At 68.0% G+C, this 24,244-nt stretch carries 26 protein-coding genes, 1 tRNA gene and 1 riboswitch; of the genes, 7 read left to right on the top strand and 20 right to left on the bottom strand.

Going from position 1 to position 24,244, the window contains the following annotated elements; translation table 11 throughout:
• Positions 1 to 125: 125 nt before the first annotated feature.
• On the top strand, positions 126 to 509 hold the full coding sequence (locus C8D87_RS10405; RefSeq protein WP_112226515.1) for a VOC family protein: 384 nt from the start codon (positions 126 to 128) through the stop codon (positions 507 to 509).
• On the opposite strand, the gene C8D87_RS10400 is transcribed toward C8D87_RS10405, so the two are convergent.
• From C8D87_RS10400 to C8D87_RS10385, 4 genes are all read right to left on the bottom strand, one after another.
• Entirely contained in the window at positions 407 to 2,065 is a 1,659-nt protein-coding gene (locus C8D87_RS10400; RefSeq protein WP_233442019.1) for an MDR family MFS transporter, read from the bottom strand. The genes C8D87_RS10405 and C8D87_RS10400 overlap by 103 nt on opposite strands.
• Positions 2,066 to 2,224: 159 nt before the next feature.
• On the bottom strand, positions 2,225 to 2,353 hold the full coding sequence (locus C8D87_RS10395; RefSeq protein WP_112226513.1) for an HIT domain-containing protein: 129 nt from the start codon (positions 2,351 to 2,353) through the stop codon (positions 2,225 to 2,227).
• The gene (locus C8D87_RS10390; protein WP_170166387.1) at positions 2,353 to 2,520 is read right to left on the bottom strand and encodes an HIT domain-containing protein; all 168 of its coding nucleotides are present in this window, start codon (positions 2,518 to 2,520) and stop codon (positions 2,353 to 2,355) included. The genes C8D87_RS10395 and C8D87_RS10390 overlap by 1 nt, the downstream gene beginning before the upstream one ends.
• Before the next feature lie 49 nt (positions 2,521 to 2,569).
• Complete coding sequence (locus tag C8D87_RS10385; protein WP_233442018.1) at positions 2,570 to 3,193, bottom strand: pyridoxamine 5'-phosphate oxidase family protein; 624 nt, start codon at positions 3,191 to 3,193, stop codon at positions 2,570 to 2,572.
• 294 nt (positions 3,194 to 3,487) lie between these two features.
• Between C8D87_RS10385 and C8D87_RS10380 the strand changes: the two genes are divergently transcribed.
• Complete coding sequence (locus C8D87_RS10380) at positions 3,488 to 4,591, top strand: FAD-binding oxidoreductase (protein ID WP_109629607.1); 1,104 nt, start codon at positions 3,488 to 3,490, stop codon at positions 4,589 to 4,591.
• Between the two features lie 5 nt (positions 4,592 to 4,596).
• A riboswitch (ZMP/ZTP riboswitch) is annotated at positions 4,597 to 4,681 on the top strand.
• Positions 4,682 to 4,694: 13 nt separating this feature from the next.
• Positions 4,695 to 5,912, top strand: coding sequence for a serine hydroxymethyltransferase (locus tag C8D87_RS10375; RefSeq protein WP_112226510.1), 1,218 nt, complete (start codon positions 4,695 to 4,697; stop codon positions 5,910 to 5,912).
• Here the strand turns inward: C8D87_RS10375 and C8D87_RS10370 are convergent.
• A complete protein-coding gene (locus C8D87_RS10370; RefSeq protein ID WP_109629613.1) occupies positions 5,895 to 6,470 on the bottom strand; it encodes a TetR/AcrR family transcriptional regulator in 576 nt (191 codons plus the stop codon). The two genes, C8D87_RS10375 and C8D87_RS10370, sit on opposite strands and share 18 nt — an antisense overlap.
• A gap of 83 nt (positions 6,471 to 6,553) precedes the next feature.
• Here C8D87_RS10370 and C8D87_RS10365 point away from each other — a divergent pair, with 83 nt between their 5' ends.
• On the top strand, positions 6,554 to 7,453 hold the full coding sequence (locus C8D87_RS10365; RefSeq protein WP_112226509.1) for an SDR family oxidoreductase: 900 nt from the start codon (positions 6,554 to 6,556) through the stop codon (positions 7,451 to 7,453).
• Between the two features lies 1 nt (position 7,454).
• Here C8D87_RS10365 and C8D87_RS10360 read toward each other — a convergent pair whose 3' ends face one another.
• The 9 genes from C8D87_RS10360 to C8D87_RS10320 all read right to left on the bottom strand — a co-directional run bounded on the left by C8D87_RS10360 (position 7,455) and on the right by C8D87_RS10320 (position 14,696).
• The gene (locus C8D87_RS10360) at positions 7,455 to 7,961 is read right to left on the bottom strand and encodes a hypothetical protein (RefSeq protein WP_112226508.1); all 507 of its coding nucleotides are present in this window, start codon (positions 7,959 to 7,961) and stop codon (positions 7,455 to 7,457) included.
• Entirely contained in the window at positions 7,958 to 8,386 is a 429-nt protein-coding gene (locus C8D87_RS10355; RefSeq protein ID WP_109632918.1) for a heat shock protein transcriptional repressor HspR, read from the bottom strand. The genes C8D87_RS10360 and C8D87_RS10355 overlap by 4 nt, the downstream gene beginning before the upstream one ends.
• Before the next feature lie 5 nt (positions 8,387 to 8,391).
• Positions 8,392 to 9,552: a molecular chaperone DnaJ gene (dnaJ, locus tag C8D87_RS10350; RefSeq protein ID WP_109629623.1), complete on the bottom strand. Its 1,161-nt coding sequence runs from the start codon at positions 9,550 to 9,552 to the stop codon at positions 8,392 to 8,394.
• A 20-nt stretch (positions 9,553 to 9,572) separates the two neighbouring features.
• Complete coding sequence (grpE, locus tag C8D87_RS10345) at positions 9,573 to 10,208, bottom strand: nucleotide exchange factor GrpE (protein ID WP_112226507.1); 636 nt, start codon at positions 10,206 to 10,208, stop codon at positions 9,573 to 9,575.
• Positions 10,205 to 12,067 carry a molecular chaperone DnaK gene (dnaK, locus tag C8D87_RS10340; RefSeq protein WP_109629629.1) on the bottom strand — a complete coding sequence of 621 codons (1,863 nt, stop codon included), beginning with the start codon at positions 12,065 to 12,067 and terminating at the stop codon, positions 10,205 to 10,207. The genes grpE and dnaK overlap by 4 nt, the downstream gene beginning before the upstream one ends.
• A gap of 192 nt (positions 12,068 to 12,259) precedes the next feature.
• Positions 12,260 to 13,147 (bottom strand): DUF4097 family beta strand repeat-containing protein, encoded by an 888-nt coding sequence (locus C8D87_RS10335; RefSeq protein ID WP_146771675.1) that lies wholly within the window; start codon positions 13,145 to 13,147, stop codon positions 12,260 to 12,262.
• A 94-nt stretch (positions 13,148 to 13,241) separates the two neighbouring features.
• Positions 13,242 to 13,796 (bottom strand): hypothetical protein, encoded by a 555-nt coding sequence (locus C8D87_RS10330; RefSeq protein ID WP_109629636.1) that lies wholly within the window; start codon positions 13,794 to 13,796, stop codon positions 13,242 to 13,244.
• A 4-nt stretch (positions 13,797 to 13,800) separates the two neighbouring features.
• Positions 13,801 to 14,376, bottom strand: a complete 576-nt coding sequence (locus C8D87_RS10325; RefSeq protein ID WP_109632919.1) for a TetR/AcrR family transcriptional regulator — start codon at positions 14,374 to 14,376, stop codon at positions 13,801 to 13,803.
• Positions 14,373 to 14,696, bottom strand: coding sequence for a DMT family transporter (locus C8D87_RS10320; protein WP_109629639.1), 324 nt, complete (start codon positions 14,694 to 14,696; stop codon positions 14,373 to 14,375). Before C8D87_RS10320 ends, C8D87_RS10325 begins: the two co-directional genes overlap by 4 nt.
• A gap of 156 nt (positions 14,697 to 14,852) precedes the next feature.
• Between C8D87_RS10320 and C8D87_RS10315 the strand changes: the two genes are divergently transcribed.
• On the top strand, positions 14,853 to 17,114 hold the full coding sequence (locus C8D87_RS10315) for a (Fe-S)-binding protein (protein ID WP_112226505.1): 2,262 nt from the start codon (positions 14,853 to 14,855) through the stop codon (positions 17,112 to 17,114).
• Between the two features lie 53 nt (positions 17,115 to 17,167).
• On the opposite strand, the gene C8D87_RS10310 is transcribed toward C8D87_RS10315, so the two are convergent.
• The 5 genes from C8D87_RS10310 to C8D87_RS10290 all read right to left on the bottom strand — a co-directional run bounded on the left by C8D87_RS10310 (position 17,168) and on the right by C8D87_RS10290 (position 21,883).
• A complete protein-coding gene (locus C8D87_RS10310) occupies positions 17,168 to 17,548 on the bottom strand; it encodes a phage holin family protein (RefSeq protein ID WP_109629646.1) in 381 nt (126 codons plus the stop codon).
• Between the two features lie 198 nt (positions 17,549 to 17,746).
• The gene (locus C8D87_RS10305) at positions 17,747 to 19,009 is read right to left on the bottom strand and encodes an LPXTG cell wall anchor domain-containing protein (RefSeq protein WP_112226504.1); all 1,263 of its coding nucleotides are present in this window, start codon (positions 19,007 to 19,009) and stop codon (positions 17,747 to 17,749) included.
• Positions 19,010 to 19,034: 25 nt separating this feature from the next.
• Positions 19,035 to 20,336 (bottom strand): LPXTG cell wall anchor domain-containing protein, encoded by a 1,302-nt coding sequence (locus C8D87_RS10300; protein ID WP_112226503.1) that lies wholly within the window; start codon positions 20,334 to 20,336, stop codon positions 19,035 to 19,037.
• Positions 20,337 to 20,495: 159 nt separating this feature from the next.
• On the bottom strand, positions 20,496 to 21,047 hold the full coding sequence (locus C8D87_RS10295) for a MarR family winged helix-turn-helix transcriptional regulator (protein WP_109629655.1): 552 nt from the start codon (positions 21,045 to 21,047) through the stop codon (positions 20,496 to 20,498).
• Positions 21,048 to 21,121: 74 nt separating this feature from the next.
• Complete coding sequence (locus C8D87_RS10290) at positions 21,122 to 21,883, bottom strand: SdrD B-like domain-containing protein (RefSeq protein ID WP_170166386.1); 762 nt, start codon at positions 21,881 to 21,883, stop codon at positions 21,122 to 21,124.
• A 626-nt stretch (positions 21,884 to 22,509) separates the two neighbouring features.
• Here C8D87_RS10290 and C8D87_RS10285 point away from each other — a divergent pair.
• Positions 22,510 to 23,484, top strand: a complete 975-nt coding sequence (locus tag C8D87_RS10285; protein ID WP_112227015.1) for a cation diffusion facilitator family transporter — start codon at positions 22,510 to 22,512, stop codon at positions 23,482 to 23,484.
• On the opposite strand, the gene dcd is transcribed toward C8D87_RS10285, so the two are convergent.
• Positions 23,481 to 24,062 carry a dCTP deaminase gene (gene dcd / locus C8D87_RS10280; RefSeq protein WP_109629662.1) on the bottom strand — a complete coding sequence of 194 codons (582 nt, stop codon included), beginning with the start codon at positions 24,060 to 24,062 and terminating at the stop codon, positions 23,481 to 23,483. The genes C8D87_RS10285 and dcd overlap by 4 nt on opposite strands.
• 72 nt (positions 24,063 to 24,134) lie before the next feature.
• On the opposite strand from dcd, the gene C8D87_RS10275 reads away from it, so the two are divergent.
• A tRNA-Gly gene (locus C8D87_RS10275) sits at positions 24,135 to 24,208 on the top strand.
• Positions 24,209 to 24,244 lie beyond the last annotated feature (36 nt).

Raw genomic sequence — 24,244 nt, 5'->3', positions numbered from 1 at the left:
TCCAGCATGGACCATCATCCCGCACAACGTCAGAAAAGTTGAGTCTGTTCCGCTCAACTACGAGAACGTGACGGTCGTCCCGAAAACGCACGGCGATCCAAGCCCGTTGAGCGAAGATCAGCACCATGACTTCAACGGTCCACAACGTCACCGTCGACGCCAGGAACGCCTACGAGCAGGCCTCGTGGTGGAGCCGGGTGCTCGGCCTGCCGATCCATCCCGACGACAACCCCGGCGACCCGGAGTGCCTGGTCACGCTGCCGAGCGGCATCCAGTACCTCTTCATCGAGGTGCCCGAGCCCAAGACGGTCAAGAACCGCGTCCACATCTGCCTGCAACCGACGGACGGCACCCGCGACGAGGAGGTCGAACGCCTGCTCGGCATCGGTGCGACGATCTACGAGGATCACCGCAGGCCGGACGGCACCGGCTGGGTCACCATGCACGACCCCGAGGGCAACGAGTTCTGTGTGGAACGCAGCGCAGCCGAACGCGCCGCGACCTCTTGATCGACGTCACTCGAAAGCACCAACAGCTTGTCCACAGCGGAGGTCGAGTTATCCACAATCCGCTGTTCAGTATCCACAGGTGAATCAGGTTCAGTGGCGACCGTCTGTGCACCAGAACCCGTTGGGGTGACATCCACCGAGTCACGCAGCGGTTGCTCCTTGATCAGCAGAACCGCGATCACCGTGAAGACCGCGAGACCGGCGGCGATCAGGAACAGCTCGCCCATCGCATCGCCGTAGGAGTCCCGCACGACTGGGGAGAGGGAGCCGCGGTCGAGCGTCTTGGTGCTCACGTGGGCGGCGAGGACCGCGCCCAGCACCGAGACCCCGGCCGTCCCTCCCAGCGACCGCAGGAAGGTGGCGGTCGAACTCGCGGCGCCCAGGTCGGCCATGCCCACACCGTTCTGGACGGCCAGGACCAGGTTCTGCATGGTCAGCCCCACCCCGACGCCGACGAGCAGCAGGTACGCGCTCATCAGGGTCAGGTTCGTGGTGTGGTCGATCGTGCCCAGCAACGCCAGCCCGATGACCAGCGAGAACGCGCCCCAGACCAGGTAACCCTTCCACTTGCCGCTCCTGGCGATGAGCTGCCCGCTGACCGTGGACGAGATGCTCAGGCCGAGAACCAACGGCACCGTGAGCAGCCCTGCCTTCGTGGGCGAGAACCCGCGCGCGATCTGGAAGTACTGCCCCATGAACACCGATGCGCCGAACATCGCAGTACCCACCGCGATGCCACCGAGCATCGCCAGCACCACCGTCCGGTTCCTGAACAGGTGCAACGGGATGACCGGGGAGCTCGCCCGGCGCTCGACGAAGTAGGCGGTGACGAGGGCGAGCAGGGCACCACCTGCGAAGAGCGCGCTCTCCCTGCTCAGCCAGGCGAAGTCCTTGCCGGCGAACGACACCCACATCAGCACCAGGCTCACGCCACCGGTGATCAGCGTGGCACCCAGGTAGTCGATCTTGACGTGCCGCCTCTCGCCGGGCAGGTGCAGCGTCTTGTGCAACACGGCCAGCGCCACGAGCGCCAGCGGCACGCAGACGAAGAAGCACCAGCGCCAGCCGGGCCAGTCGACGAGGAACCCGCCGACGAGCGGCCCGCCGACCGTGCCCGCGGAGATCACCATGCCGGTGTAGCCGCTGTAGCGGCCGCGTTCCCGCGGGCTCAGCAACGCGCCGACCACGACCTGGCCGAGCGCCTGCACGCCACCCATGCCCAGGCCCTGGACGACCCGGAACGCGATGAGCTGCTCCATGTTCTGGCTCAGCCCCGACAGGACCGAGCCGACGACGAACAGCACGATGCTCGTCTGCAGCAGCATCTTCTTGTCGAAGAGGTCCGAGAGCTTGCCCCACAGCGGTGTACTGGCCGTGGAGGCGAGCAGCATCGACGTGATGACCCAGGTGTACTGGGTCTGGGTGCCCTTGAGCTCGGCCAGGATCGTCGGGAGAGCGTTCGAGACGATGGTGGAGCTGAGGATCGCGACGAGCAGCGCCACCCAGATGCCGGACAGCGCTTCGAGGATCTCCCCATGCGACGAGGGCCGGTTCAAGCACACCTCCAGTAATTAGTTGATGCTACGCAACTATATCTGGAGATAGTTAGCTAGAACAACTAGTTCGGCCGTCTACTGCGTCACGCATCGCCTGGCCAGATCGCCTCCGAGCTGCTTTCCCGAGGGCTCCGGCCAGGCGAAGCACTCGTCGTCCTCTCAGTGCAGCACGACGTGAAAGTGCAGGTGAGCGACGCTCTGCCCGGAACCGGGCCCACTCGCGTCGAGCACGCACACCCCGGACGCACCGAGCGCGGCCTTCATCGCCCGCGCCACACGCTGGACCATCAGCCGGCCGCCGTGAAGGCCGCCGGAGTCGCGTCGTGCACCCCCACCGAGTGCTCACGCGGCACCACCAGCGTGTGACCGGGAGCTGGAGCACTGGTGGGGAACGGCAGGAACGCGACGGCGTCCGGCGCCCGCGCCACCCACCGGGCGGACAGGTCGCCGGACATGATCGAGCAGAAGACACACGGCATGCCGCCGTGCGACCAGATCAGCGGGTCACTCCGCGGTCTTGCCCGCCTTGACCCCGAAGTAGTCGCCGCCCTTGCGCTTCACGTCGTCGGTGCCCCAGTCACGCACCCGGTCGACCGGGATCATCCGCGGGATGTGCTTGCGGCAGTGGATGTAGGCCTCCTTCACCTCGACCACCACCCACCGCTCCACCTTCTTGTCCTCGGTGGGGATCTCCTCGCGCGGCGCGATCCGGGCGCGGCCGTTCACGTGCAGCCCGATCAGGTCGTCGGTGAAGTCCACCATCAGCATCCCGACGTGCGGGTTCTCCATGATGTTGCCCAGGGACGCCATCACGCCGTTGCCGCGGTACTCGGGGTACGCGACGGTCCGGGAGTCGATCACCTGGATGAACCCCGCCGGCCCGGCCCGCAGGGTGGAGTCGCACTCCCCGTCGGCATCAGCGGTCGAGATGAAGGCCATCTCCATCCGGCCGACGAACTCGGCCATCGCGGGGTTGAGGTGGTCCAGGACCTGGTCCGAGTAGAAGCGTGTGGCGCGGTCCGAGGTCTCCAGGGCACATTGGAGGAAGTGCTCTCCACGGGAGCCGGGTAGCTCAACACGGTCGGGTGAGGTGGTTTCAGTCAACTCAGGCGGGGACACGTGCCACACCGTTGCACGCAAGCGAGCAAGCCGGTACAGACGGATGCCCAGATTCACACTGTTGCGGTAACAACTAGTTGCGTACGGTAATCACACTTCGCTCGAAGGTGGCATCAAGGAACCAAACCCACCAATCAGGGGTTACTGTCCACCCTGTCGGGGGACGGATGCTTGACGAGGACTACCGCGCCTTGCTGGCGCCAATGAGAACGTGGAGACTGCGCGCGGACCATGACTGCGAACGCTGTGCTGAGCCCCATCCCTACCCCGCCCCACCGAGAACCCCCGCCCGGCGTCACCGCGATGGTGCGGATGATCCGGGAGAGCTTCGCGGTGGTGGAGCCGCACGCCGAAGAAGTGGCGAAGTTCTTCTACGGCATGCTCTTCTCGCTCTCGCCTGCCACACGCGAGATGTTCCCCGCGAACATGGAGGTGCAGCGGAGCCGTCTGCTGCGCGCCCTCGTGCATGTGGTGCAGATGGTCGACCGCCCGGACGACCTCATCCCCTTCCTCCGCCAGCTGGGCCGTGACCACCGCAAGTTCGGTGTCATCAACGTCCACTACGAGGCTGTCGGCACGGCGCTGCTGTCCGCGGTGAAGAAGTTCGCGGGCGCTGCGTGGACGCCGAAGGTCGAGATGGCGTGGGCAGAGGCCTACACGTTGATGGCGCGGGCCATGCAGGAGGCGGCCGACGCCGACAACGGCCCCGCCTACTGGCACGCCACGGTGCTGGAGCACCAGCGCGTCTCGTGGGACCTGGCCGTCGTCCGGCTGCAACCGGACCACCCGGTCAACTACCGCGCCGGTCAGTACGTCAGCGTGGAGACGCCGCAGCGCAAGCGCCTGTGGCGGTACTACTCGCCGGCGAACGCACCACGCGAGGACGGCGTCATCGAGTTCCACATCCGGTCCGTCGACGGCGGCTGGGTGTCACGCTCGGTGGTCGGTCACACCCAAGCCGGTGACACGTGGCGCATCGGACCGCCCATGGGACGTCTGCAGGTCGACCGCACGGCCGGGTCGGACATCCTCATGGTCGCCGGCGGCACGGGCGTGGCGCCGATGCACGCGATCATCGACGAGATGGCGCAGTGGGGCGACAACCCCCGAGTGCACCTGTTCTACGGCGGCCGCACCCGCGAGGACCTCTACGACCTCGACAACCTGCAGCGCATCGCGACCACGAACCCGTGGCTCACGGTCGTGCCGGTGCTCGAGTCGGACCCCGGCCTCCGCGGTGTCGAGCAGGGCACCCTGGCCGACGTGGTCACCCGCTACGGCGCGTGGGAGGACCGTGACGTCCTGGTCTGCGGCAGCCCGGCCATGATCAGGTCGACCGTGTCCCGCATGCTGGTCGCCGGAACACCGCTCGACCGGATCAAGTACGACCCGTTCACCCTGGACTAAGCTCGGCACGTCGAAGCGACTGGCGTGCCGAGGGTGGAACTGACCACCGGGAAGCGACGGCCGAGCGCACCGAACGCCTGGGTGCCCGGCACGGAGATGCGCCGTGCTCTCTAACGTTGATCCCGAAATCGCCGCCCTGATCCAGGCAGAAGCCACGCGGCAGTCCCGCAAGCTGCGCATGATCGCGTCCGAGAACGACGTCTCGGCTGCCGTGCTTGAAGCAACAGGCTCGGTGCTGACGAACAAGTACTCCGAGGGCTACCCCGGCAAGCGTTACTACGAGGGCCAGCAGATCATCGACCAGGTCGAGCAGCTGGCGATCGACCGCGCCCGCGCCCTGTTCGGCGTGGACCACGCCAACGTGCAGCCGCTGTCCGGCGCCCCGGCGAACCTCGCCGTGTACCTGGCGTTCCTGCAGCCGGGCGACACCGTGATGGGCATGTCGCTCCCCATGGGCGGCCACCTCACCCACGGCTGGAGCGTCTCCGCCACCGGCAAGTGGTTCCGCGCGGTCCAGTACGACGTCCGCAAGGACACCGGCGTGGTGGACATGGACGAGGTCCGCTCGCTGGCACTGGCCGAACGCCCGAAGGTCATCTTCTGCGGTGGCACGGCGATCCCGCGCACGATCGACTTCCCGGCCTTCGCCGCGATCGCCAGGGAGATCGACGCGGTCCTGGTGGCCGACATCGCCCACATCGCCGGTCTGGTGGCCGGTGGCGCGCATCCGTCCCCGGCAGGCCACGCCCAGGTGATCACCACGACCACGCACAAGACCCTGCGCGGCCCGCGCGGCGCCATGATCCTTTGCGATGCCGAGTACGCGAAGGTGATCGACAGGGCGGTGTTCCCCGGCCTGCAGGGCGGTCCGCACGACCACACGACCGCCGCGATCGCCGTGGCGCTGCACGAGGCCGCCCAGCCGGAGTTCCGCGAGTACGCGCACACCGTCGTCGCGAACGCGAAAGCGCTGGCGGACGCGTTGCTGGAGCGCGGTTTCGACCTGGTGTCCGGCGGCACGGACAACCACCTGATCCTGATCGACCTCACGTCGAAGGCGATCGCCGGCAAGCCCGCGGCGCAGGCGCTGGACCGCGCGAACATCGAGCTGAACTACAACGCGGTGCCGTTCGACCCGCGCAAGCCCTTCGACCCGTCGGGCATCCGGCTCGGCACGGCAGGGATCACCACGCGCGGCCTCAAGCCGGAGCAGATGCCGTTGATCGCGGACTGGATCGACCGGGTGATCGCCGCTCACGACAACGACCAGGCACTGGACCGCATCGCCGCCGAGGTCGAGGAACTACTCGGCACGCTCTAGTGCCGCAGCGGTCGCACTGACCTCCTCGAGCGCCCGGCGGGCGACTTCCGCGAAGTCCCCGCCGGCCTCGAGCCATCGGCTGTAAGCGCGGCGCAGCGCCAGCACACCCAGTTCGGCGGCAACCTCCGCGCCGAGCTCGGACACGCCGCGCCGCTTCAACGCGTCGACCATCGCGGCGGCGAACCCGGTCATCTTCAACGCGTCCCGCTCGCGCAGCTCGTCGTTGCTCGCGATCACCGCCAGCCGCCGCGGCCCGTTCGCCCGGCGCTCCTCCGTGAACGTGACGGCGATCGCCACGAGCGCGGCCTCGACCGCCACCAGCGCTCCTGCGGACGCGGGTGCGCCGGCGATCCCGCCGGCGAGCAGTTCGAGAATCTCGTCCTGGCCGCCGAACAACACCTCGCGCTTGTCCCGGAAGTGCCGGAAGTACGTGCTCTTCGTGAGCCCCGCCCGTTCGGCGATCTGCGCGACCGCGGTGTTCTCGTACCCCTGCTCGCTGAACAGGTCGAGTGCGGCGCGCACCAACCGATCCCGCGCGTCCGGTTCCCATCGACCCATGACGCCATCCTAAGTGATGCGACCTAGTCCCATCACTCTGCTACGGTTGATGAGACCAAGTCCCATCACTTGAGGATGTGCTCATGAAGGTCTTCGTCACGGGTGGCAGCGGCCATGTCGGGTCCGCGCTGGTCCCGGAACTCCTGCAGGCCGGCCACCAGGTCGTCGGGCTGGCCCGCTCGGACGCCTCCGCCGCCAAGCTCACCGACCTCGGCGCGGCGGTCCAGCGCGGCGACCTCGACGACCTGGACGGCCTGCGCAAGGGCGCGGCCGAGGCCGACGCGGTGATCCACCTGGCGTTCAAGCACGAGGAGATGTTCGCGGGCGACTACGCCGGTGCGTCCGCCGCCGATCTCGCGGTGGTCCGTGCGTTCATCGACGAGCTGTCCGGCACCGGCAAGGCGCTGATCGGCACCGCCGGCACGCTGTCGTACTCCGGCCTGGGCCGCACCGTCACCGAAGACGAACGGGTCCCGGACGACCACAGCCGCGGCACCGCCCGCAACCTGATCATCGACGCGGCCGGCGTGCGCGGCGCGGTCGCCGTGCTGCCACCAACCGTCCACAGTGCACTGGACACGGCCGGCTTCATCCCGCTGCTGGTGAAGGTCGCACGCACCACGGGGATCTCCGGCTACCCCGGCGACGGCACCAACCGCTGGTCGGCCACGCACACGCTGGACGTGGCGCGGCTCTACCGGCTGGCCGTGGAGAAGGCTCCCGCCGGCTCGGTGCTGCACGCGGTCGCCGAGGAAACGGTGCCGCTGCGGGAGATCGCCGAGGTGATCGGACGAAAGCTGAACGTGCCGGTGGAAAGCATCCCCGCCGAACGTGCGGTGGAGCACTTCGGCCCGCTCGCGAACATGGTCGCGCGTGACGCACCCACGTCCAGTGCGCGCACGAAAGCGTTGCTGGGCTGGGAAACGAAGGAAGCCGGCCTTCTCGCGGATCTGGAGGCCGGGTTCTACTTCGAGCAGCGGTGAGTCAGCGCCAGGCTTCGAGCGCCAGGTGCGCCTCGGAGAGCTCGCCGTCGGGATCGGGGCCGGTCAGCGCGGCTTCTTCGAGCACGGCAAGGGCTTCCGGCCCGCGCAGCCACTCGGCGAGCCGTCCGGCGCGGTCGAGGCGATCCGCGCACTCCCGCACGAGGCCGGCCAGGGCTCGCGGCGCCGCCTCGTAGTACTCCTCGATCGCTCGCTGCTCCTGCGGATCACCCTTCTGGTGAGCCGAGTTCGCGAGTCCCAGCCAGAAGAAGTCCGCGTCGAGCGCGCCCTCGGCGATCAGCTCCAGCACGCGCGGAAGCAGGTACCGCACAAAGGTCTCGTCGCCGATCGTGCCCGAGCGCAACCAGTACTTCTCGACGTGGCCGGCAGTCAGGTCGCGCAACGGCACGGTGGTGAAGGGGGCGACGTCCGCCGGGTCCACGCAGTGATCGCAATGGTCGACCCCTGCGGGGCGCGGCGCCGCGAACACCTCGTAGAGACGCTCGATCACTTGCGGGGCTTGGGCTTCCACACGACGAGCGACGTCTCCTGCCGGATGGGGACGAGGTCCCGCCGGTAGGAGGCGTGCACCGCGGCAGCCGCGGAGTCCGCCGCCGCCAACGCCTGAGCCAGCTCCTGGGTCAGCTCGTTGACCCGTGCCCGCAGTGCGTCGACCTGGTTCTCCAGCTCGATGATCCGCTTGATCCCGGCGAGGTTCACGCCCTCCTCCTGGGAGAGCCGCTGGACCTCGCGCAGCAGCACGATGTCGCGCATCGAGTAGCGGCGGCCACCGCCCGAAGTGCGGCCGGGCGACACCAGACCCATCCGGTCGTAGGACCGCAGCGTCTGGGCGTGCAGACCGGACAGCTGCGCCGCCACTGAGATCACGAAGAAAGGTGTGTCCTCGTCAGTTCCAGGAGGGAACGGAAAACCCACGGAACTCACCGCCCTTCGAGAAGTGCGTTCAGATCACCACGGGGATCGTGGTCCTTCGTGACGTCGGCGTACGCCTCGAGCGCCTTGCGGGCCTCGGACGACAGGTTGTTCGGCACCGCGACCTCCAGGGTGATCAGGAGATCACCGGAGGTGCCGTCGCGCTTGGTGATCCCCTTGCCCCGAGCCCGCAGCACCCGCCCGGAGGCGGTGCCGGCGGGCACCTTCAAGGTCACCTTGCCGTCCAGCGTCGGGACGGTCAACGTCGTGCCCAGAGCCAGCTCCGGGAAGGTCATCGGCGCCGTGAGCGTCAGATCGTTGCCCTGGCGCCCGAAGACGCTGTGCGGGTTGACGTGCACGCGCACGAACAGGTCGCCGGCGGGGCCACCGTTGCGGCCGGGTTCGCCTTGTCCCGCAAGGCGAATGCGCTGGCCGTCGTCGACGCCCGACGGGATTCGCACGGTCAGCGTGCGGGTGCGGGTGCTGACGCCGTCGCCACCGCACTCGGGGCACGGGTCGTCGATGATCCGGCCGGTGCCGCGGCAGTCGCGGCACGGCTCGCTGAACGCGAACGCGCCCTGCGAGCGAGTCACCAGACCGGAACCCGAACAGGTCGCACAGGCGTGCGGCGTCGTGCCCGGCTTGGCGCCGGAGCCGCCACACTTCGTGCAGGCGGCGGGGGACGACAGGCGCAGCGGCACCGTCGCTCCCTTCACCGCCTCGGTGAAGTCGATGCGGACGTCGGTCTCGACGTCCTCGCCACGGCGCGGGCGCGTGGCGGAGGCCGCCCCGCCACCACCGCGCCGGTTGAACAGGCCGCCGAGCAGGTCGCCCAGGCCGCCGCCACCGGTGCCCTGCGCGGCACGGCCGAACAGGTCGTTGACGTCGAAGCCACCCCCGCCGCCGAAGCCGCCGGGAAAGCCACCGCCGCCCGCGAACAGGCGCCGGGCCTCGTCGTACTGCTTGCGCTTGGCCGGGTCCGACAGCACGCCATAAGCCTCGGAGACCGCCTTGAAGCGGGCCTCGGCCTTGGCGTCGCCGGGGTTCGCGTCGGGGTGCAGCTCGCGCGCGAGCTTGCGGTACGACTTCTTGATCTCGTCCGCCGACGCGTCGGAGGAGACGCCCAGCTCGCGGTAGAAGTCCTTTTCGATCCAGTCCCTAGCACTCACCGGACGTCTCCTCCCTTCCGTCAGCTCTCTTCGGCCTGCGGTGCGGCGGCGGGCTCGTGGTCGGTCACCGCGACGAGCGCGGGCCGGACGAGCTTGTCGCCGAACCGGTAGCCACGGCGCAGGACTGCCGTGACGGTCGGGCCGTCGACGTCCCGGGACGTGCTGTGCTGCACGGCCTCGTGCACCGACGGGTCGAACGCCTCACCCTCGTGCGCGAACGGCTCCAGGCCGGTCTTCTGCAGAGTGGACACGAGCTTGTCCGCCACCGCCTTGAACGCGCCGGTCAGGTCGCCGTGCGCGGCGGCCCGTTCGACGTCGTCCAGCACGGAGAGCAGCTCCGCGGCCACGGACGCCTTCGCGTTGTTGATCACCGCTTCGCGATCGCGTTCCACCCGCTTGCGGTAGTTCGCGTACTCGGCGGTGAGCCGCTGCAGGTCGGCGGTGCGCTCGTCGAGCTGGGTCTTCAGCTCGGCGGCCACCTCGTCCACGATCTCCGCAACGACCGGAGCGTCTTCCACCGGAGCAGCGCCTTCTTCCTCGGTGGTCGCGTCGGCCGACGCCCGGACCTCCCCCGTTTCGGGGTCGATCCGGCGCCGGTCGTTCACGACTACCTGAGGCTGCTCCTCGTCAGGGGCGGCGTGCCTCGGCTCGGTCACTTCTTCTCGTCCTCGTCCACGATCTCGGCGTCGACGACGTCGTCCTGGCCGGCCTTGGCACCCGCACCGGCACCCGGCGCGTCCGCACCAGGAGCCTCGGCACCGGCGGCACCCGGAGCGTTGGCGTAGATCGCCTGACCGATGGCCTGGGACTCGGTCGCGAGCTTCTCCACCGCGGCCTTGATGGCGTTGATGTCGGTGCCCTTGAGCGCCTCGTTCGCCTCGGCGATCGCGGCGGTGACCTTCTCCTTGATGTCGGACGGGAGCTTGTCGTCGTTCTCCTTGACGACCTTCTCCGTCTGGTACACGAGCGTCTCGGCCTGGTTGCGGACCTCGGCCTCCTCGCGGCGGCGCTTGTCCTCCTCCGCGTGGGCCTCAGCGTCCTTGACCATGCGGTCGATGTCCTCCTTCGGCAGCGCGGAGCCACCGGTGATGGTCATCGACTGTTCCTTGCCAGTGCCCAGGTCCTTCGCGAAGACGTGCACGATGCCGTTCGCGTCGATGTCGAAGGTGACCTCGATCTGCGGCACGCCGCGCGGGGCCGGGGGCAGGCCGGTCAGCTCGAACATGCCGAGCTTCTTGTTGTGCGCCGCGATCTCGCGCTCGCCCTGGAAGACCTGGATCTGCACGGACGGCTGGTTGTCGTCGGCCGTCGTGAAGGTCTCCGAGCGCTTGGTCGGGATCGTGGTGTTGCGCTCGATCAGCTTGGTCATGATGCCGCCCTTGGTCTCGATGCCGAGGGACAGCGGGGTGACGTCGAGCAGCAGGACGTCCTTGACCTCGCCCTTGAGGACACCGGCCTGCAGGGCGGCGCCGACGGCGACGACCTCGTCCGGGTTCACGCCCTTGTTGGGCTCGCGGCCGCCGGTCAGCTCCTTCACGAGCTCCGCGACGGCGGGCATGCGGGTCGAGCCACCGACGAGCACGACGTGGTCGATGTCGCCGACGGAGATGCCGGCGTCCTTGATCACGTTGTTGAACGGCGCACGGGTGCGGTCGAGCAGGTCGGACGTGATCCGCTGGAACTCGGCGCGCGACAGCGTCTCGTCGAGGAACAGCGGGTTCTTGTCCGCGTCGACCGTGATGTACGGCAGGTTGATGCTCGCGGTGCTGGAGCTGGACAGCTCGATCTTGGCCTTCTCCGCAGCCTCACGGATGCGCTGCAGGGCCATCTTGTCCTTGGTCAGGTCGATGCCGTTGGCCTGCTTGAAGCGGTCCACCAGCCAGTCGACGACGCGCTGGTCCCAGTCGTCGCCACCGAGGTGGTTGTCACCACTCGTGGCACGAACCTCGACCACGCCGTCACCGAGCTCGAGCAGCGAGACGTCGAACGTGCCGCCACCGAGGTCGAAGACCAGGATGGTCTGCTCCTTCTCGCCCTTGTCGAGGCCGTAGGCCAGCGCGGCCGACGTCGGCTCGTTGACGATGCGGAGCACGTTGAGGCCCGCGATCTGGCCGGCCTCCTTGGTGGCCTGGCGCTGCGCGTCCTCGAAGTAGGCGGGGACGGTGATGACGGCGTCGGTGATCTCCTCGCCCAGGTACGCCTCGGCGTCGCGCTTGAGCTTCATCAGCACGCGCGCGCTGATCTCCTGCGAGGTGTACTGCTTGCCGTCGATCTCATCGGTCTTCCAGTTGGTGCCGATGTGCCGCTTCACCGAGCGGATGGTGCGGTCGACGTTCGTGACAGCCTGGTTCTTCGCGGGCTGACCCACGAGAACCTCGCCGTTCTTGGCGAACGCGACGATGGACGGGGTCGTCCTCGAGCCCTCCGAGTTGGCGATGACCGTCGGCTCACCGCCTTCGAGGACGGCGACGACGGAGTTGGTCGTCCCGAGGTCGATGCCGACTGCACGCGCCATTGGAGTTCCTTCCGCTAGTACTTGTTGAGCGTTGCTGGCTCAAGTTTGCCATCTTGCCCAACGTTGAGCCTACTCGACTCAAGCTTTCTGACTGAACCAACGGCTGGCCAGATCTGGTTGTTCCCTCAGAACGCGCCGAGGACCACCCCTTGTGGAGTGGCCCTCGACACATTCGCCCTGGTTCGGCAGGCCTCACACGGCCAGCACCTTCACGTTCCCCGAGTCGGCCGTCAGCTTGAGCTCGTACTTCGCCGCCGGGTCGGTCGGCACGTCGACCCTGCGATCCCCTCTGCCGGACTCGGCGGTGACCCGGTACGGGCCGGCGGAACTCGGCACCCGCACCGTCAGGTTGCCCGAGCCCGTGACGACGCGGACCGTGCGTGCCGAGACGAAGTTCAGCTCCACGTTGCCGGAGTCGGCGTCCGCGGTCACGTCGTTGTCCAGCGCGGTGCCGCTGATGTTGCCCGAGCCCGTGTTGGCCAGGACCTTGCCCTGCAGCTGGTCCAGCGTGATGTTGCCGGAGCCCAGGTCGGCGGTGACGCTGCCCTTGACCTTGGAGGCCCCGAACTTGCCGGAGCTCGTGATGGCCTTGACGTCGCCGGTGATGTCACGAACGTCGACGTCGCCGGAACCGCTGGTGATCTGGACGTTGCCCGCGATGTTCCTGGCGTTGAAGTCGCCGGAGCCCGTCTTGTAGTCCACCGACGCGAGGCCCTCGATCGTGGCGTTCCCCGACCCCACGTCGCCCTGCACGGTGATCTCCGCAGAGGGCACCTGGACGTCGTAGTTGATGTCGCAGTCCCGGCCGCAGTCGTCCAGCACCAGGGTGTCGCCCTCGACGCGGTGCGCGACTCCCGTCGGCCTGTTGTCCTTGTTGTGCTCCACCTTGCGGTGGATCTTCGTCTCGGACAGTCCCGGCACGTGCCGGATCGAGACTTCGCCGCCGCTGGTGCGCACCCGCACCGACGTGTACTTCTCCGCGACCGTGTGGTCGTCGCTGAACTCGTACTTCACGATGCGGATGCCACAGGCCGTGAGCACCGCCCCCACCAGCAACGCCACCAGCGCTGTCCTCATCATGAGCACAAAACTAGAGGTGGCCGTGCTCGGCTACACGGCAGTCAGCCCCCTAAGGCGGGGTGGGGTTGTCCCTACCCCAAATGATCCAACACTGTCAGACGAGGTCTTCCAGCACCGCACGCAACGCCGGCGCGGTGCGGGCCGGGTCGTTCAGGAACCTGGTCGAGGCCAGCACGTGCGCGGGTCCGATCCGCTCCCACAGCAGGCCTTCGACGGGCACCTCGGCGATGTGCAGCTCCACGCTCTGGGCCCACCGGCCGATCCGCGACTCGATGCCGCGCAGCACATCGCCGATCGGCAACGCCACCGGCGCCTGCACCCGGTGCAGCTGTTCGATGCCGGACTTCAGCGCCAGCACCGCGTCGAGGCAGGCCGGCCTCGTCAGCAACGCCTCGGCGTTCTCCGGTGCGATCGGCTCCGCGCCTCGGATGCACGCGTCCAGCGCGTCGGCCCACCAGCCCGGCCACTCGCGGGTCACGGCGGCACGGTCGACGCCCGCGGGCACCTGCACCGGCAGCGACGGCTCCAGGCCTGCCACGTGCGGCTCGACGTCGACGGACAACGCCAGTGAGTCGCGGACGTAGAGCGCTGCCAGCAGCCCCAGGCTCACCCCGTGGCTGATGCCGGACACCTCTCGCGCGAACTTCATGGCTTCATTGTTCCCGCGTCGCGGGGGTGGAATCGTCGCGGCCGCAGATCAAGAAGGACACGATTGGCTCCAGGTCGTCCTCATTCGGAGCAACATCGGCGGTCAGACCCTGGATGAGCAGCCCGTCGACGGCCGCGAGGAACGCGCGGAACGCCACCGGGTCCGCCGGCCGCGCCGTTTCCACGGCGAGGTCGAGCCACCGGTGTGCGGCGGCCTTCAGCTCGGGACGACGACCCGCCAACAGGTACAGCTCGTATTCGGCGAGTGTGCGCGCACGGTTCTCGTTGACCGCACGCGCGAGCGAGCGGGCGATCTCGCGCGGTGTGCCGCCGCTCGCGACGATCTGCAGCATGTCGTCGCACACCTCCTCGGCGACCCACAGCAGCGTGGCGATCAACAGGTCGTCGAGCGTCGCGAAGTAGTAGGTGGACGCTGTGGTGGGCACGCCGGCTTCACGGGCGACACTGCGATGCGTCACGCCGGCAACCCCGTCGCGCTCGATCACTCGCAGCGTGGCCTCGACGATGGCGCGCCGCTTCTTCTCGCCGCGCGCCTTGCGCCCGTCAATCACCGCGGTCAGTGCGTCCTCCCGAGTTCGAGTGTCACCACGCCCCCGATGATCAAAACCAGCCCGACGACCATCGTGGGGTTGAGGGTCTCGCCCAGGAACTTCCATCCGATCAACGCGACGGCTGCGACGCCGATGGCGGACCACACGGCGTAGGCGACGCCCACGGGCATACCCAACTTCAACGCGCGCGAAAGAGCTGTGAAGGCGATCGCATAACCGACGACGACCACAGCTGACGGCCACGGTCTGCTGAAGCCCTCGGACAGCTTCAACGACACGGTGGCGGCGATCTCGCCCACGATCGCCGCAGCGAGATACAGGTAAAGCACGGCGACCTCCGGGTGCCCAGAAGGAGACACAATGGAACTACTTGAACGATTGTTCCATAAGTTTTTGATCAATTTCCGGGTACTTGACCGGTCCGTGAGGAGACACCGGCCACGTCCAAGTGGTTACTCACCAGTAACGTGGCCTAGACTCCCGCCATGACCCTCCAGCTGGTTCTCGGACTCGTCGCCGTAGCGGTGAGCGTCGTCGCCTGGGGCGTGTTCGTCGCTGGCGTGTGGAAGATGATCAAGATCATCCGGCTCGGCCAGCCGGACACGACGCGCAACGGGCCGTTCTGGCCGCGACTGAAGACGCTGATCGTCGAGTTCGTCGCGCACACCAGGATGGCCAAGTTCCGCTCGGTCGCCCCGTGGCACTGGATGGTGATGTGGGGCTTCCTCATCGGCTCCGCGGTGCTGTTCGAGGCCTACGGCGAGGTGTTCGACCCGCACTTCCACTGGCCGATCATCGGCACGTGGTCGATCTGGCTGCTGCTCATCGAGCTGCTCGGCCTCGGCACCGTCGTCGGCGGTGTGGCGCTCGCGATCATCCGCCAGCGCAACCACCCGCGCCGCGCCGACCGGGTCTCCCGCTTCGCGGGCTCGGACTTCAAGGCCGCGTACTTCGTCGAGGCCGTCGTGATCATCGAGGGTGTCGGCATCCTCATGGTGAAGGCGTTCAAGCAGTCGAGCGGCCTGGAGGTCGCGCCGCTGTGGACGTCGTTCGTGACGCAGCCGCTGGCGCAGATCCTGCCCGCCGCGCCGATCTGGGTCTCCGTGATGGCGCTGATCAAGCTGCTGTCCGGCATGATCTGGCTGGTCGTGGTCGGCCGCAAGCTGACGATGGGTGTTGCCTGGCACCGGTTCTCGGCGTTCTTCAACATCTACTTCAAGCGCGAGGACGACGGTGGCGTCGCACTGGGCGCGCTGAAGCCGATGATGTCCGGCGGCAAGGTCCTGGACCTGGAGGAGGCCGACCCGGACAAGGACGTGTTCGGCGTCGGCAAGGTCGAGGACTTCAGCTGGAAGGGCTGGCTCGACTTCTCCACCTGCACCGAGTGCGGCCGCTGCCAGTCGCAGTGCCCCGCCTGGAACACCGGCAAGCCGTTGTCCCCCAAGCTGGTCATCACGCAGCTGCGCGACCACGCCTTCGCCAAGGCGCCGTACCTGCTGGCCGGCGGCTCGCGCGACATGGCCGGTGACGAGGTCGGCCTGGTCGAGGACAAGTACGAGGACTACAAGAAGCGCCTCGAGTCCATCGACGTGCTGGCGATGGCCGAGTCGGAGCGCCCGCTGGTCGGCGGCCCCGACGAGCTGGGCGTCATCGACCCCGAGGTGCTGTGGTCCTGCACGACCTGCGGCGCGTGCGTCGAGCAGTGCCCGGTCGACATCGAGCACGTCGACCACATCGTCGACATGCGCCGCTACCAGGTGCTGATCGAGTCGAACTTCCCGACCGAGCTCGGCGGCATGTTCAAGAACCTCGAGAACAAGGGCAACCCCTGGGGCCAGAACGCCAAGGACCGCCTGGCGTGGACCGAGGGCCTGGAGTTCGAGGTGCCGGTGTTCGACGGCGAGCTGGGCGACGCCGAGTACCTGTTCTGGGTCGGCTGCGCCGGCGCCTTCGAGGACCGCGCGAAGAAGACCACCCGCGCCGTGGCCGAGCTGCTGCACACCGCGGGCGTCAAGTACACGGTGCTCGGCCCGGAGGAGACCTGCACCGGTGACCCGGCCCGCCGCGCCGGCAACGAGTTCCTCTTCCAGATGCTCGCGCAGCAGAACGTCGAGGTCCTCAACTCGGTCTTCGAGGACCGGCCGGTCGGCCAGCGCAAGATCGTCGTGACGTGTGCGCACTGCTTCAACACGCTCGCGAACGAGTACCCGCAGGTCGGTGGCACGTACGAGGTCGTGCACCACACGCAGCTGCTGAACAAGCTGGTGCGTGAGCGTCGCCTGGTGCCGGTCGCGCCGGTCACCGAGGACGTCACCTACCACGACCCGTGCTACCTGGGCCGCCACAACAAGGTCTACGAGGCACCGCGTGAGCTCATCGGTGCGTCCGGCGCGAAGCTGCGCGAGATGCCGCGCCACGAAGAGCGCTCCATGTGCTGCGGTGCCGGTGGCGCCCGCATGTGGATGGAGGAGCGGATCGGCAAGCGCATCAACGTCGACCGCGTCGACGAGGCGCTGTCCACCGCGCCGTCGAAGATCGCGACCGGCTGCCCGTTCTGCCGCGTGATGCTCACCGACGGTGTGACGGCACGTCAGTCCGACGGCCTGGCGGGCGCGCACGTCGAGGTCGTGGACGTGGCGCAGATGCTGCTCGAGTCGGTACGGCGCGGCACGGAGAAAAAGGACACCCCGACCGACGAGGTTCCGACCGGCACACCGCTGCCAGATCAGGACAAGTCGAAGGTCTGACACGCGAAGATGCCCCGGTCCGATGTGGACCGGGGCATCTTTCGTCGCTGGGGTCAGTCCTTGTCGGTGATCTTGTCGTAGATGACGTTCAGCACCCAACCGGTCAGGGCGACGATGATCGCGCCCCAGAACGCGGGCCAGAAGCCGTCGACGCGGAACGGCAGGTCCAGCTGCTCGGCCAGCCAGCCGGTGAGCATGAACAGCAGCGCGTTCACCACGAGCCCGATCAGGCCGAGCGTGAGCAGGTAGAACAAGCAGCCGAAGAACTTCACGAGCGGCTTCACGACCGCGTTCACCAGGCCGAAGATCACCGCGACGCCGAGCAGCGTGAGGATTCTCGAGCCGGTGGTGCCCTCGCCCAGGTCGATGCCCGGAAGAGCGGTCGACACCCAGACCGCCACGGCAGTCAGCAGCACATGCACCAAGATGCCCATGCCGCAGGATAGTGCGTCGACCACAGCCCTCGCCGGTCGCCTCCGGTGATCAGCAAGGCAACCTCGCGGTACCGGCCCCACGCCCCCATATGTCCGATATGAGGGCGTGGGGCCGGCACCGCGATGCACCCGTCTGACCATCGAACGCGCGCGACGACGACTGTGGTCGACGCACTAACCGTGACGGGTCCTATGTGGTCAGGAGCGTCGGCGGCGCGCCACGAAGAACACGCTCAGACCGGCCGCGAGCAGGACCCCACCGAGAGCCAGGAAACCCAGCGGCGACGCACCCGTCGACGCGAGACCGGTCTTGTTGCCCGCCTTCGCCACGGCCGGCGTGGTCGTGGTGGTCGGTGCAGTGGTCTCGGACGGAGAGGCCGACGTCGGTGGCGTGGTGGTGCTCTTCTCCACGACGTTGATCGTCTTCTTGATCGCCGTACCCTGGTTGGTGCGGTCGACGTCCTTGTGACCGCCGACGAACGGGTCCGCGAACGGCCAGATCTCGATGGCACCGGCCTTGGTGAGCTCGAACTTCAGCTCGACCGTGACCGACTCACCCGGCAGCACCTTCGCCACCGTCGCGAAGTCACCGTTGGCCCCGGTGACGTTGCCGCTGTGCGACAGGAGCTTCGCGTCCGGGCCGAACATGACGAACCTGAGCCCACCGGGAACGTCGCCCTTGTTCGCGAGCTTGAACCTGACGTCGATCTGCTCGCCGACGGTGTAGGTGTCCTTGGCCGGCGCGACCGCGAGGTCCTCGACGGCGGAGTCGGCCTTGGGCTCGAAGTAGCGCGCGTCGATCCGCGTGTTCCTCTGGTCGGCCTTCGCCTGGCCCGTCAGCCAGTCGATGTCGTTCGCGCCCAGCGGCTTGGCCAGCGCGAGGCCCTGCCGCACGAGATCCGGAGCGGTGACCGTGTAGGCGCCGACCGGCAGCTCGAAGCGGAACGAACCGTCGGCACCCGGCGTGGCGGCCACGTCGACCTGGGCACCGCCCTGGGTCTTTCCGCTGACCTTGATCTCACCGGTGGTGGCCTTCTCCTCGGCCTGCTTCACGCCGTCACCGTTGGTGTCGACGAAGCTGAAGCCGTCGATGAAACGACCCCACAGCGGGAAGTCGAGGGTCAGGTCCTTGTCGGTGGGCCGGGCGCCCCAAGGGAGCTCGAACCCGTCCTTGTCCTGGTTGATCACCATGTACCGCGGGCCCTTGGGCAGCACGGCGCGGTACCGGCCGTTCGCGTCGGTGCGGAACTCGGCGACCTTCTCGTTGGTGTCGAGGTTCGTCACCCACACGCCGGGGCCGTTCGCGCGGACCGTCTCACCCGCGTCGTAGGCCTCGTTGCCGTTGCGGTCGAGGAAGATGACGCCCTCGACCGTGATCGTCTCGTCCTGGGCCGAGGCGGGCAGAGCCGCCCCGGCCAGCAGGAAGGCGGCCGTCATCGCGACGGCGCACTGCTTCTTCACTTGTTCCCCCAGGGATAGATGTTGTTCAGGAACGACGGCGGCGCGCCACGAAGAACGCACCGGTACCGGCGGCGAGCAGCAGCCCGCCGAGGGCCAGGAAGCCCAGCGGCGAGGCGCCGGTGGACGCCAGCCCATCGTTCGTGGAGGCACCGGCAGGAGCCGGGGCCGGGGTCGAGCTGCTGCTCGGCGCGGGCGTGGTCGTGCTCTCCGACGGCGGGGTCGACGGCTGACCCACGACGGGCGGGTCGAGGGTGATGTCGACCTGCACCTCGTTGTTCTTCTCGTCGGCGTCCGCGAACTGGTCGCCGCGCTGGACGAAGGCGCGCACGAACTCCGGCGAGTCCCAGCTGAACGTGAAGTTCACGTCGACCTTGGCGGTCGCACCCGGAGCGAGCGGCTCCTTGAGCGACATGATGTTGCCCTCGACCCGGACGGCGTTGTCGCCGACGGAGTCGACGTTGGTGTTGCGCCCGTCGAGGATGAACTTGATCTTCTCGGCGAAGTTGCCCTTGTTCGCGACCTCGATGACGGCCTTCGCCTTCTCGCCGCTGCGGTACGTGTCCTTCGCCGGCACGAGGGTCAGACCGGTCAGCGCCGGGTCGGACTTCGCCGCGAAGTAGCGCAGGTCGACCCGCACCTGCCCGTCCTGGAAGGCGTCGAGCTTCCGCGTGCGGGTCGCCGGGTCGATGCCGGCGCCGTTGGGGTCGACCAGGAAACCGCGCCAGGCCCAGTCCGACGCGTGCAGCGTGAGGTCGCTGTTGATGGGCAGGTCTTCGATGCTGTAGGTGCCGTCGGCCGCGGTGGGTCCCGCGAGGACGTTGACCGGCTGTCCGTCGGCCGTGGTGCCCGTCACCCACGCCCGTCCGCTGATGTTGCCGTTGGTGAAGGGCAGCTTCTGCTCTCCCGGCCCGAACACGCGGTCGCCGTTCGAGTCCACGAAGGAGTAGCCGAAGACCCGGTTGCCACGCAGCGGGAAGTCGCCGTTGGCCAGCGTCTCGCTGGTGTTGTACCCGGTCACGGTGGACGTGTAGTTGAACAGGTCCCAGTTGTGGATCTCGTACTTCGGGCCCTTGGGCAGCTCCGCGCGGTACCGGCCGTCCGCACCGGTGCGGAACTCGCCGACGGTCTCGCGGGTGTCCGCGTTGACGATGCGGACGCCAGGCCCGTTCTTCCGGACGGCGTCACCCTCGTCATGGACCTTGTTGCCGTTGCGGTCGAAGTAGAACAGACCTTCAACGGTGATCTTCTCGTCCTGCGCGAGAGCGGGAGCGCCCATCGTGGTCAGCACGAGAGCTGCCGTCGTGGCGACGGCGAGCTGCTTCTTCACTTGTCCCCCAGGATTCCAATTACTCCATATGGGTAATCGGAATCCCGGGGTCCGCGTGTTGCGTGATCTCAATCACTCCGACAGCGGATAGCCACCCATGTCGCACCCCTCCCTCTCGCGCCAGTTAGCACGATATCGGATAGTACGAGTTCGTAGCAATTACTCCTTGCCGTCGAGCGCGAGCCTCGTGCGGCGGTGGGCAGGCCCCAGTTCGCCCGCGAGCACCTCCATGACCTGCCGCAACAGGTCACGCAGGTTCTCCAGGTCGCTGCCCGGCAACGCGGTGAAGAGGTCCTTCTCCCGTTGCGCCTGGCCGGCGACGATCTCCAGGAAGATCGCGCGGCCTGCGTCGGTCAGCGTCGCGGGCAACGACCGGCGGTCGCTCGGGTCGAGCTCGCGGACCACGAGACCCGCCTTCTCCAGCCGGTCGAGGCGGCTCGTGATCGTGGTGGCCGGACTCAGCGTGCCGTTCGCGAGCTGCTTGGGCGTGAGGCGGTGCGGCGGCCCGATCCAGAACAGCCTGGCGAGGATCTCGTAGTCGGCGCGGTTCAGCCCGTGCGGCGCGGCGATCTCCGTGGCGAGGAAGTCGAGGTACTTGCTGATCTGGTGGACGCGGTCGACCACGCCTTCGACCACCGGATCAATCGCCGGAACCATGGCCCTCCACGACTCGACCTCGGCATCGGTGTCGTCCGCACCACGCTTGCCCATCCCACGATGGTAGTTGCGTCGGGAAACAGAACCGCCCGTGTCCATCCAGGACACGGGCGGCGCTGCGGTTTTCGTCAGCCGAGGACGGTGACGTGCCCGCGGTGGGCGTTGTTCGCGGGGTTGGAGTCGCCCTCGATGCCGGCCGGGGAGCTGAAGTCGACGCTCAGCTCACCGGGAGCGGTCGCGACGAACGTGGCGAGCACGAAGTTCGGCTCGGCCGAGCTCGGTGCGACCGCGCCGAGCAACGTGGTGACCTCGTTGTCCCAGACGTGGTGGACGTTGCCGGTGATGCTCTCCAGCTTCAGCCCGGTCCCCCAGCGGGCGTCGAGCTGGATCTGGTCCGCGACGTTGCCGACGTTGCCGTAGAACACCTTGAACGTGACCCGCTCGCCGACGGCGATCGTGGCGCGGTCCGCCTCGACGATGCCGACGCTCCGGTCGTGGTTCGCCTTGCGGTAACCGGCGTCCACACGCTGCCGGGAACCGTGCTGGACGGTGACGGTGTGCCTGCCGCTCCTCAGCCAGTCGACGTCGGAGTCACGGCCGGGCACGGTGAGGCCGTGGTCCACCGGCTGGTTGAACTCGATCTCGTACGTGCCGTCGGCGAGCCCGGTGAAGCGGTAGCGGCCGCGCTCGTCGGTGGTGGCGTTGGCGGGCTTGCCCGGCAGGCCGACCACGACGCCGGCCAGCGGCGGCTCCTCGGCCTGGCGGACGCCGTCCTCGTTGACGTCGAGCCAGATCTCGCCGTTGATGGTGTTCGGCCGCTCGGCGATGGCCGGCGACACTGCGAGCAGGGCGGCCGCGGCCGCGACGAGCCCCACGGTGAACTTGCGCATTTTCATCCCCCAGGAACTTTGTGATGTCCGGAAGCCCTCCCCAGGGCTTCCGAAGACTAGGTCGCACTAGCGTGCCGACGGTTGCAGCCGGTGATCAGATCGTGATGCTTTCCTTGCCCTGCAAGGAAAGCGGAACGGCCCGCGTCTCTCCCGGACGCGGGCCGTTCCGTCTTACCCCCTGGTGATCAGCGTCCCCCCGGAGCAGATCCCAGCCTTAAGACACCGCAGGGCTCCAGGATGTTGCCCTCGCCCGCGAATGTCACTCGAATGCACTAACGATCACGCACCCTTGCCGACCTCGACCACGTGTTGGCAAGGTTCGGGTCGACGTAGCCGACCTCGTACTTGCCTGGCGCGCGCTTGATGAGCCGGCGATCAGGGACGGCGCGACCGTGACGGCTGCTGCGCGAATCTTGAAGCCCATTTTCCTGCCCCCAGGACTTTTGTTCAGCACAAATACAGCCGCACATTTTCCGTGGATTTCCCGGCGCGCTCCAGCTCCGGTCGCTATCGAGTCGTTCGGGAGGGGCGCCTGGTCGCCACCCCGAGATGGAACCGGGATTTTCGCCGGTCAACGCCTAGTGTCAGCACCGCGAGCGAGCGCCTCGAGGCCTAGAGTGATCGTCATGAGCGAGAAGCCGTCGGGTTCGGGCGAAAGCACTCTCACCGTAGTTCTGGCTTTGCTGGTGAATCTGGCGATCGCGATCACCAAGGCCATTGCAGGCGTTTTGACCGGTTCCGCCGCAATCCTCTCCGAAGCCGCGCACTCGGTCGCCGACACGTTCACCGAAGCGCTGCTGCTGACCGCACTGCGCCGGTCGGACCGCCCAGCTGACCGCCGCCACCCGTTCGGCTACGGCAAGGAGCGCTACTTCTGGTCGCTGCTGGCAGCCGTCTCGATCTTCGCCTCGGGCGCGATGTTCGCGTTCTACGAGGGCTTCCGCACGGTCTTCGGCGAGCCCGAGGAACAGACCCGGCCGCTGGTCGGCTACGTCGTGCTCGGCCTGGCGTTCGTCCTGGAGTCCGTGTCGTGGACCCAGGCGTTCCGGCAGGTGCGCTCCGAGGCCGCCACGCACGGCCGCGGGTTCTGGGACTTCCTGCGCATGTCCGACGACCCGACCGTGAAGACCGTGTTCCTGGAGGACTCCGCGGCCCTGATCGGCCTGGTGCTGGCGTTCTCCGGCCTCGGCCTGCACCAGCTGACCGGCTCGTCCCTGTGGGACGGCCTGGCGTCGCTGGCGATCGGCCTGCTGCTGGCGCTGGTCGCCTACGTCCTGGCGCGCACCAACCGCGGCCTGTTGATCGGCAGGCAGGCCGACCCGGTGATGGTGAAGGCGATCTGGCGCCGCCTGTCCGAGGTGCCCGAGGTCGACGCCGTCGTGGACGTGCTGACGATGCTGATCGGCACCGACCGCGTCCTGCTGTGCGCCCGGCTCGACTTCACCGACTCGCTGACGGCCTTCGAACTGGAGAACGCCTGCGTGCGCATCTCCGCCGAACTGCGTGCGGAGTTCCCCGACCTCGACGAGATCTTCCTGGAGCCGGTGCCTCGTACCGATCCCGATCTACGGCGCCGGGTGCTCGACCGCTACGGCTTCTAGCGGCGCGTGTCGGTGCGGTGGAAGTTGAGGTAGGCCCGGCTCGGCGTGGGCCCGCGCTGCCCCTGGTACCGGCTGCCGGCCTGCTTCGAGCCGTACGGGTGCTCCGCCGGGCTCGACAGCTTGAACAGGCAGAGCTGCCCGATCTTCATGCCGGGGTGCAACGTGATCGGCAGGTTCGCGACGTTGGACAGCTCCAGCGTGATGTGGCCGGAGAAGCCGGGGTCGATGAAGCCGGCCGTCGAGTGCGTGAGCAACCCTAGCCGCCCGAGACTGGACTTGCCCTCGAGACGACCGGCGAGGTCGTCCGGCAGCGTCACCATCTCGTACGTCGAGCCCAGGACGAACTCACCGGGGTGCAGCACGAACGGCTCGTTCTCCGGCGCCTCGACCAGGCTCGTCAGGTCGTCCTGCTGCTGCGCCGGGTCGATGTGGGTGTAGCGGGTGTTGTTGAAGACCCGGAAGAACCGGTCCAGCCGTACGTCGATGCTCGACGGCTGAACCATCTCGACGTCGAACGGGTCGAGCAGCAGACGGCCCGACTCGACCTCTTTGCGCAGATCCTGGTCACTCAGCAGCACCGGGACAGGCTAACCGAGACTCCGGGACGGGGCGTTGCCGCGCTGTGTATGATCGGCGACGAGCTTGCTCGTGCGGGTGTAGTTCATTGGTAGAACGACAGCTTCCCAAGCTGTAGAGGCGGGTTCGATTCCCGTCACCCGCTCCACGTCGAAGGCCCAGGCGAGTCACCACCGACTCGCCT

This window comes from Lentzea atacamensis (assembly GCF_003269295.1).
Lineage (GTDB): Bacteria > Actinomycetota > Actinomycetes > Mycobacteriales > Pseudonocardiaceae > Lentzea > Lentzea atacamensis.
The sequence above is the reverse complement of the archived record's forward strand: the minus strand, read 5'-3'. Positions and strand labels throughout refer to the sequence as shown.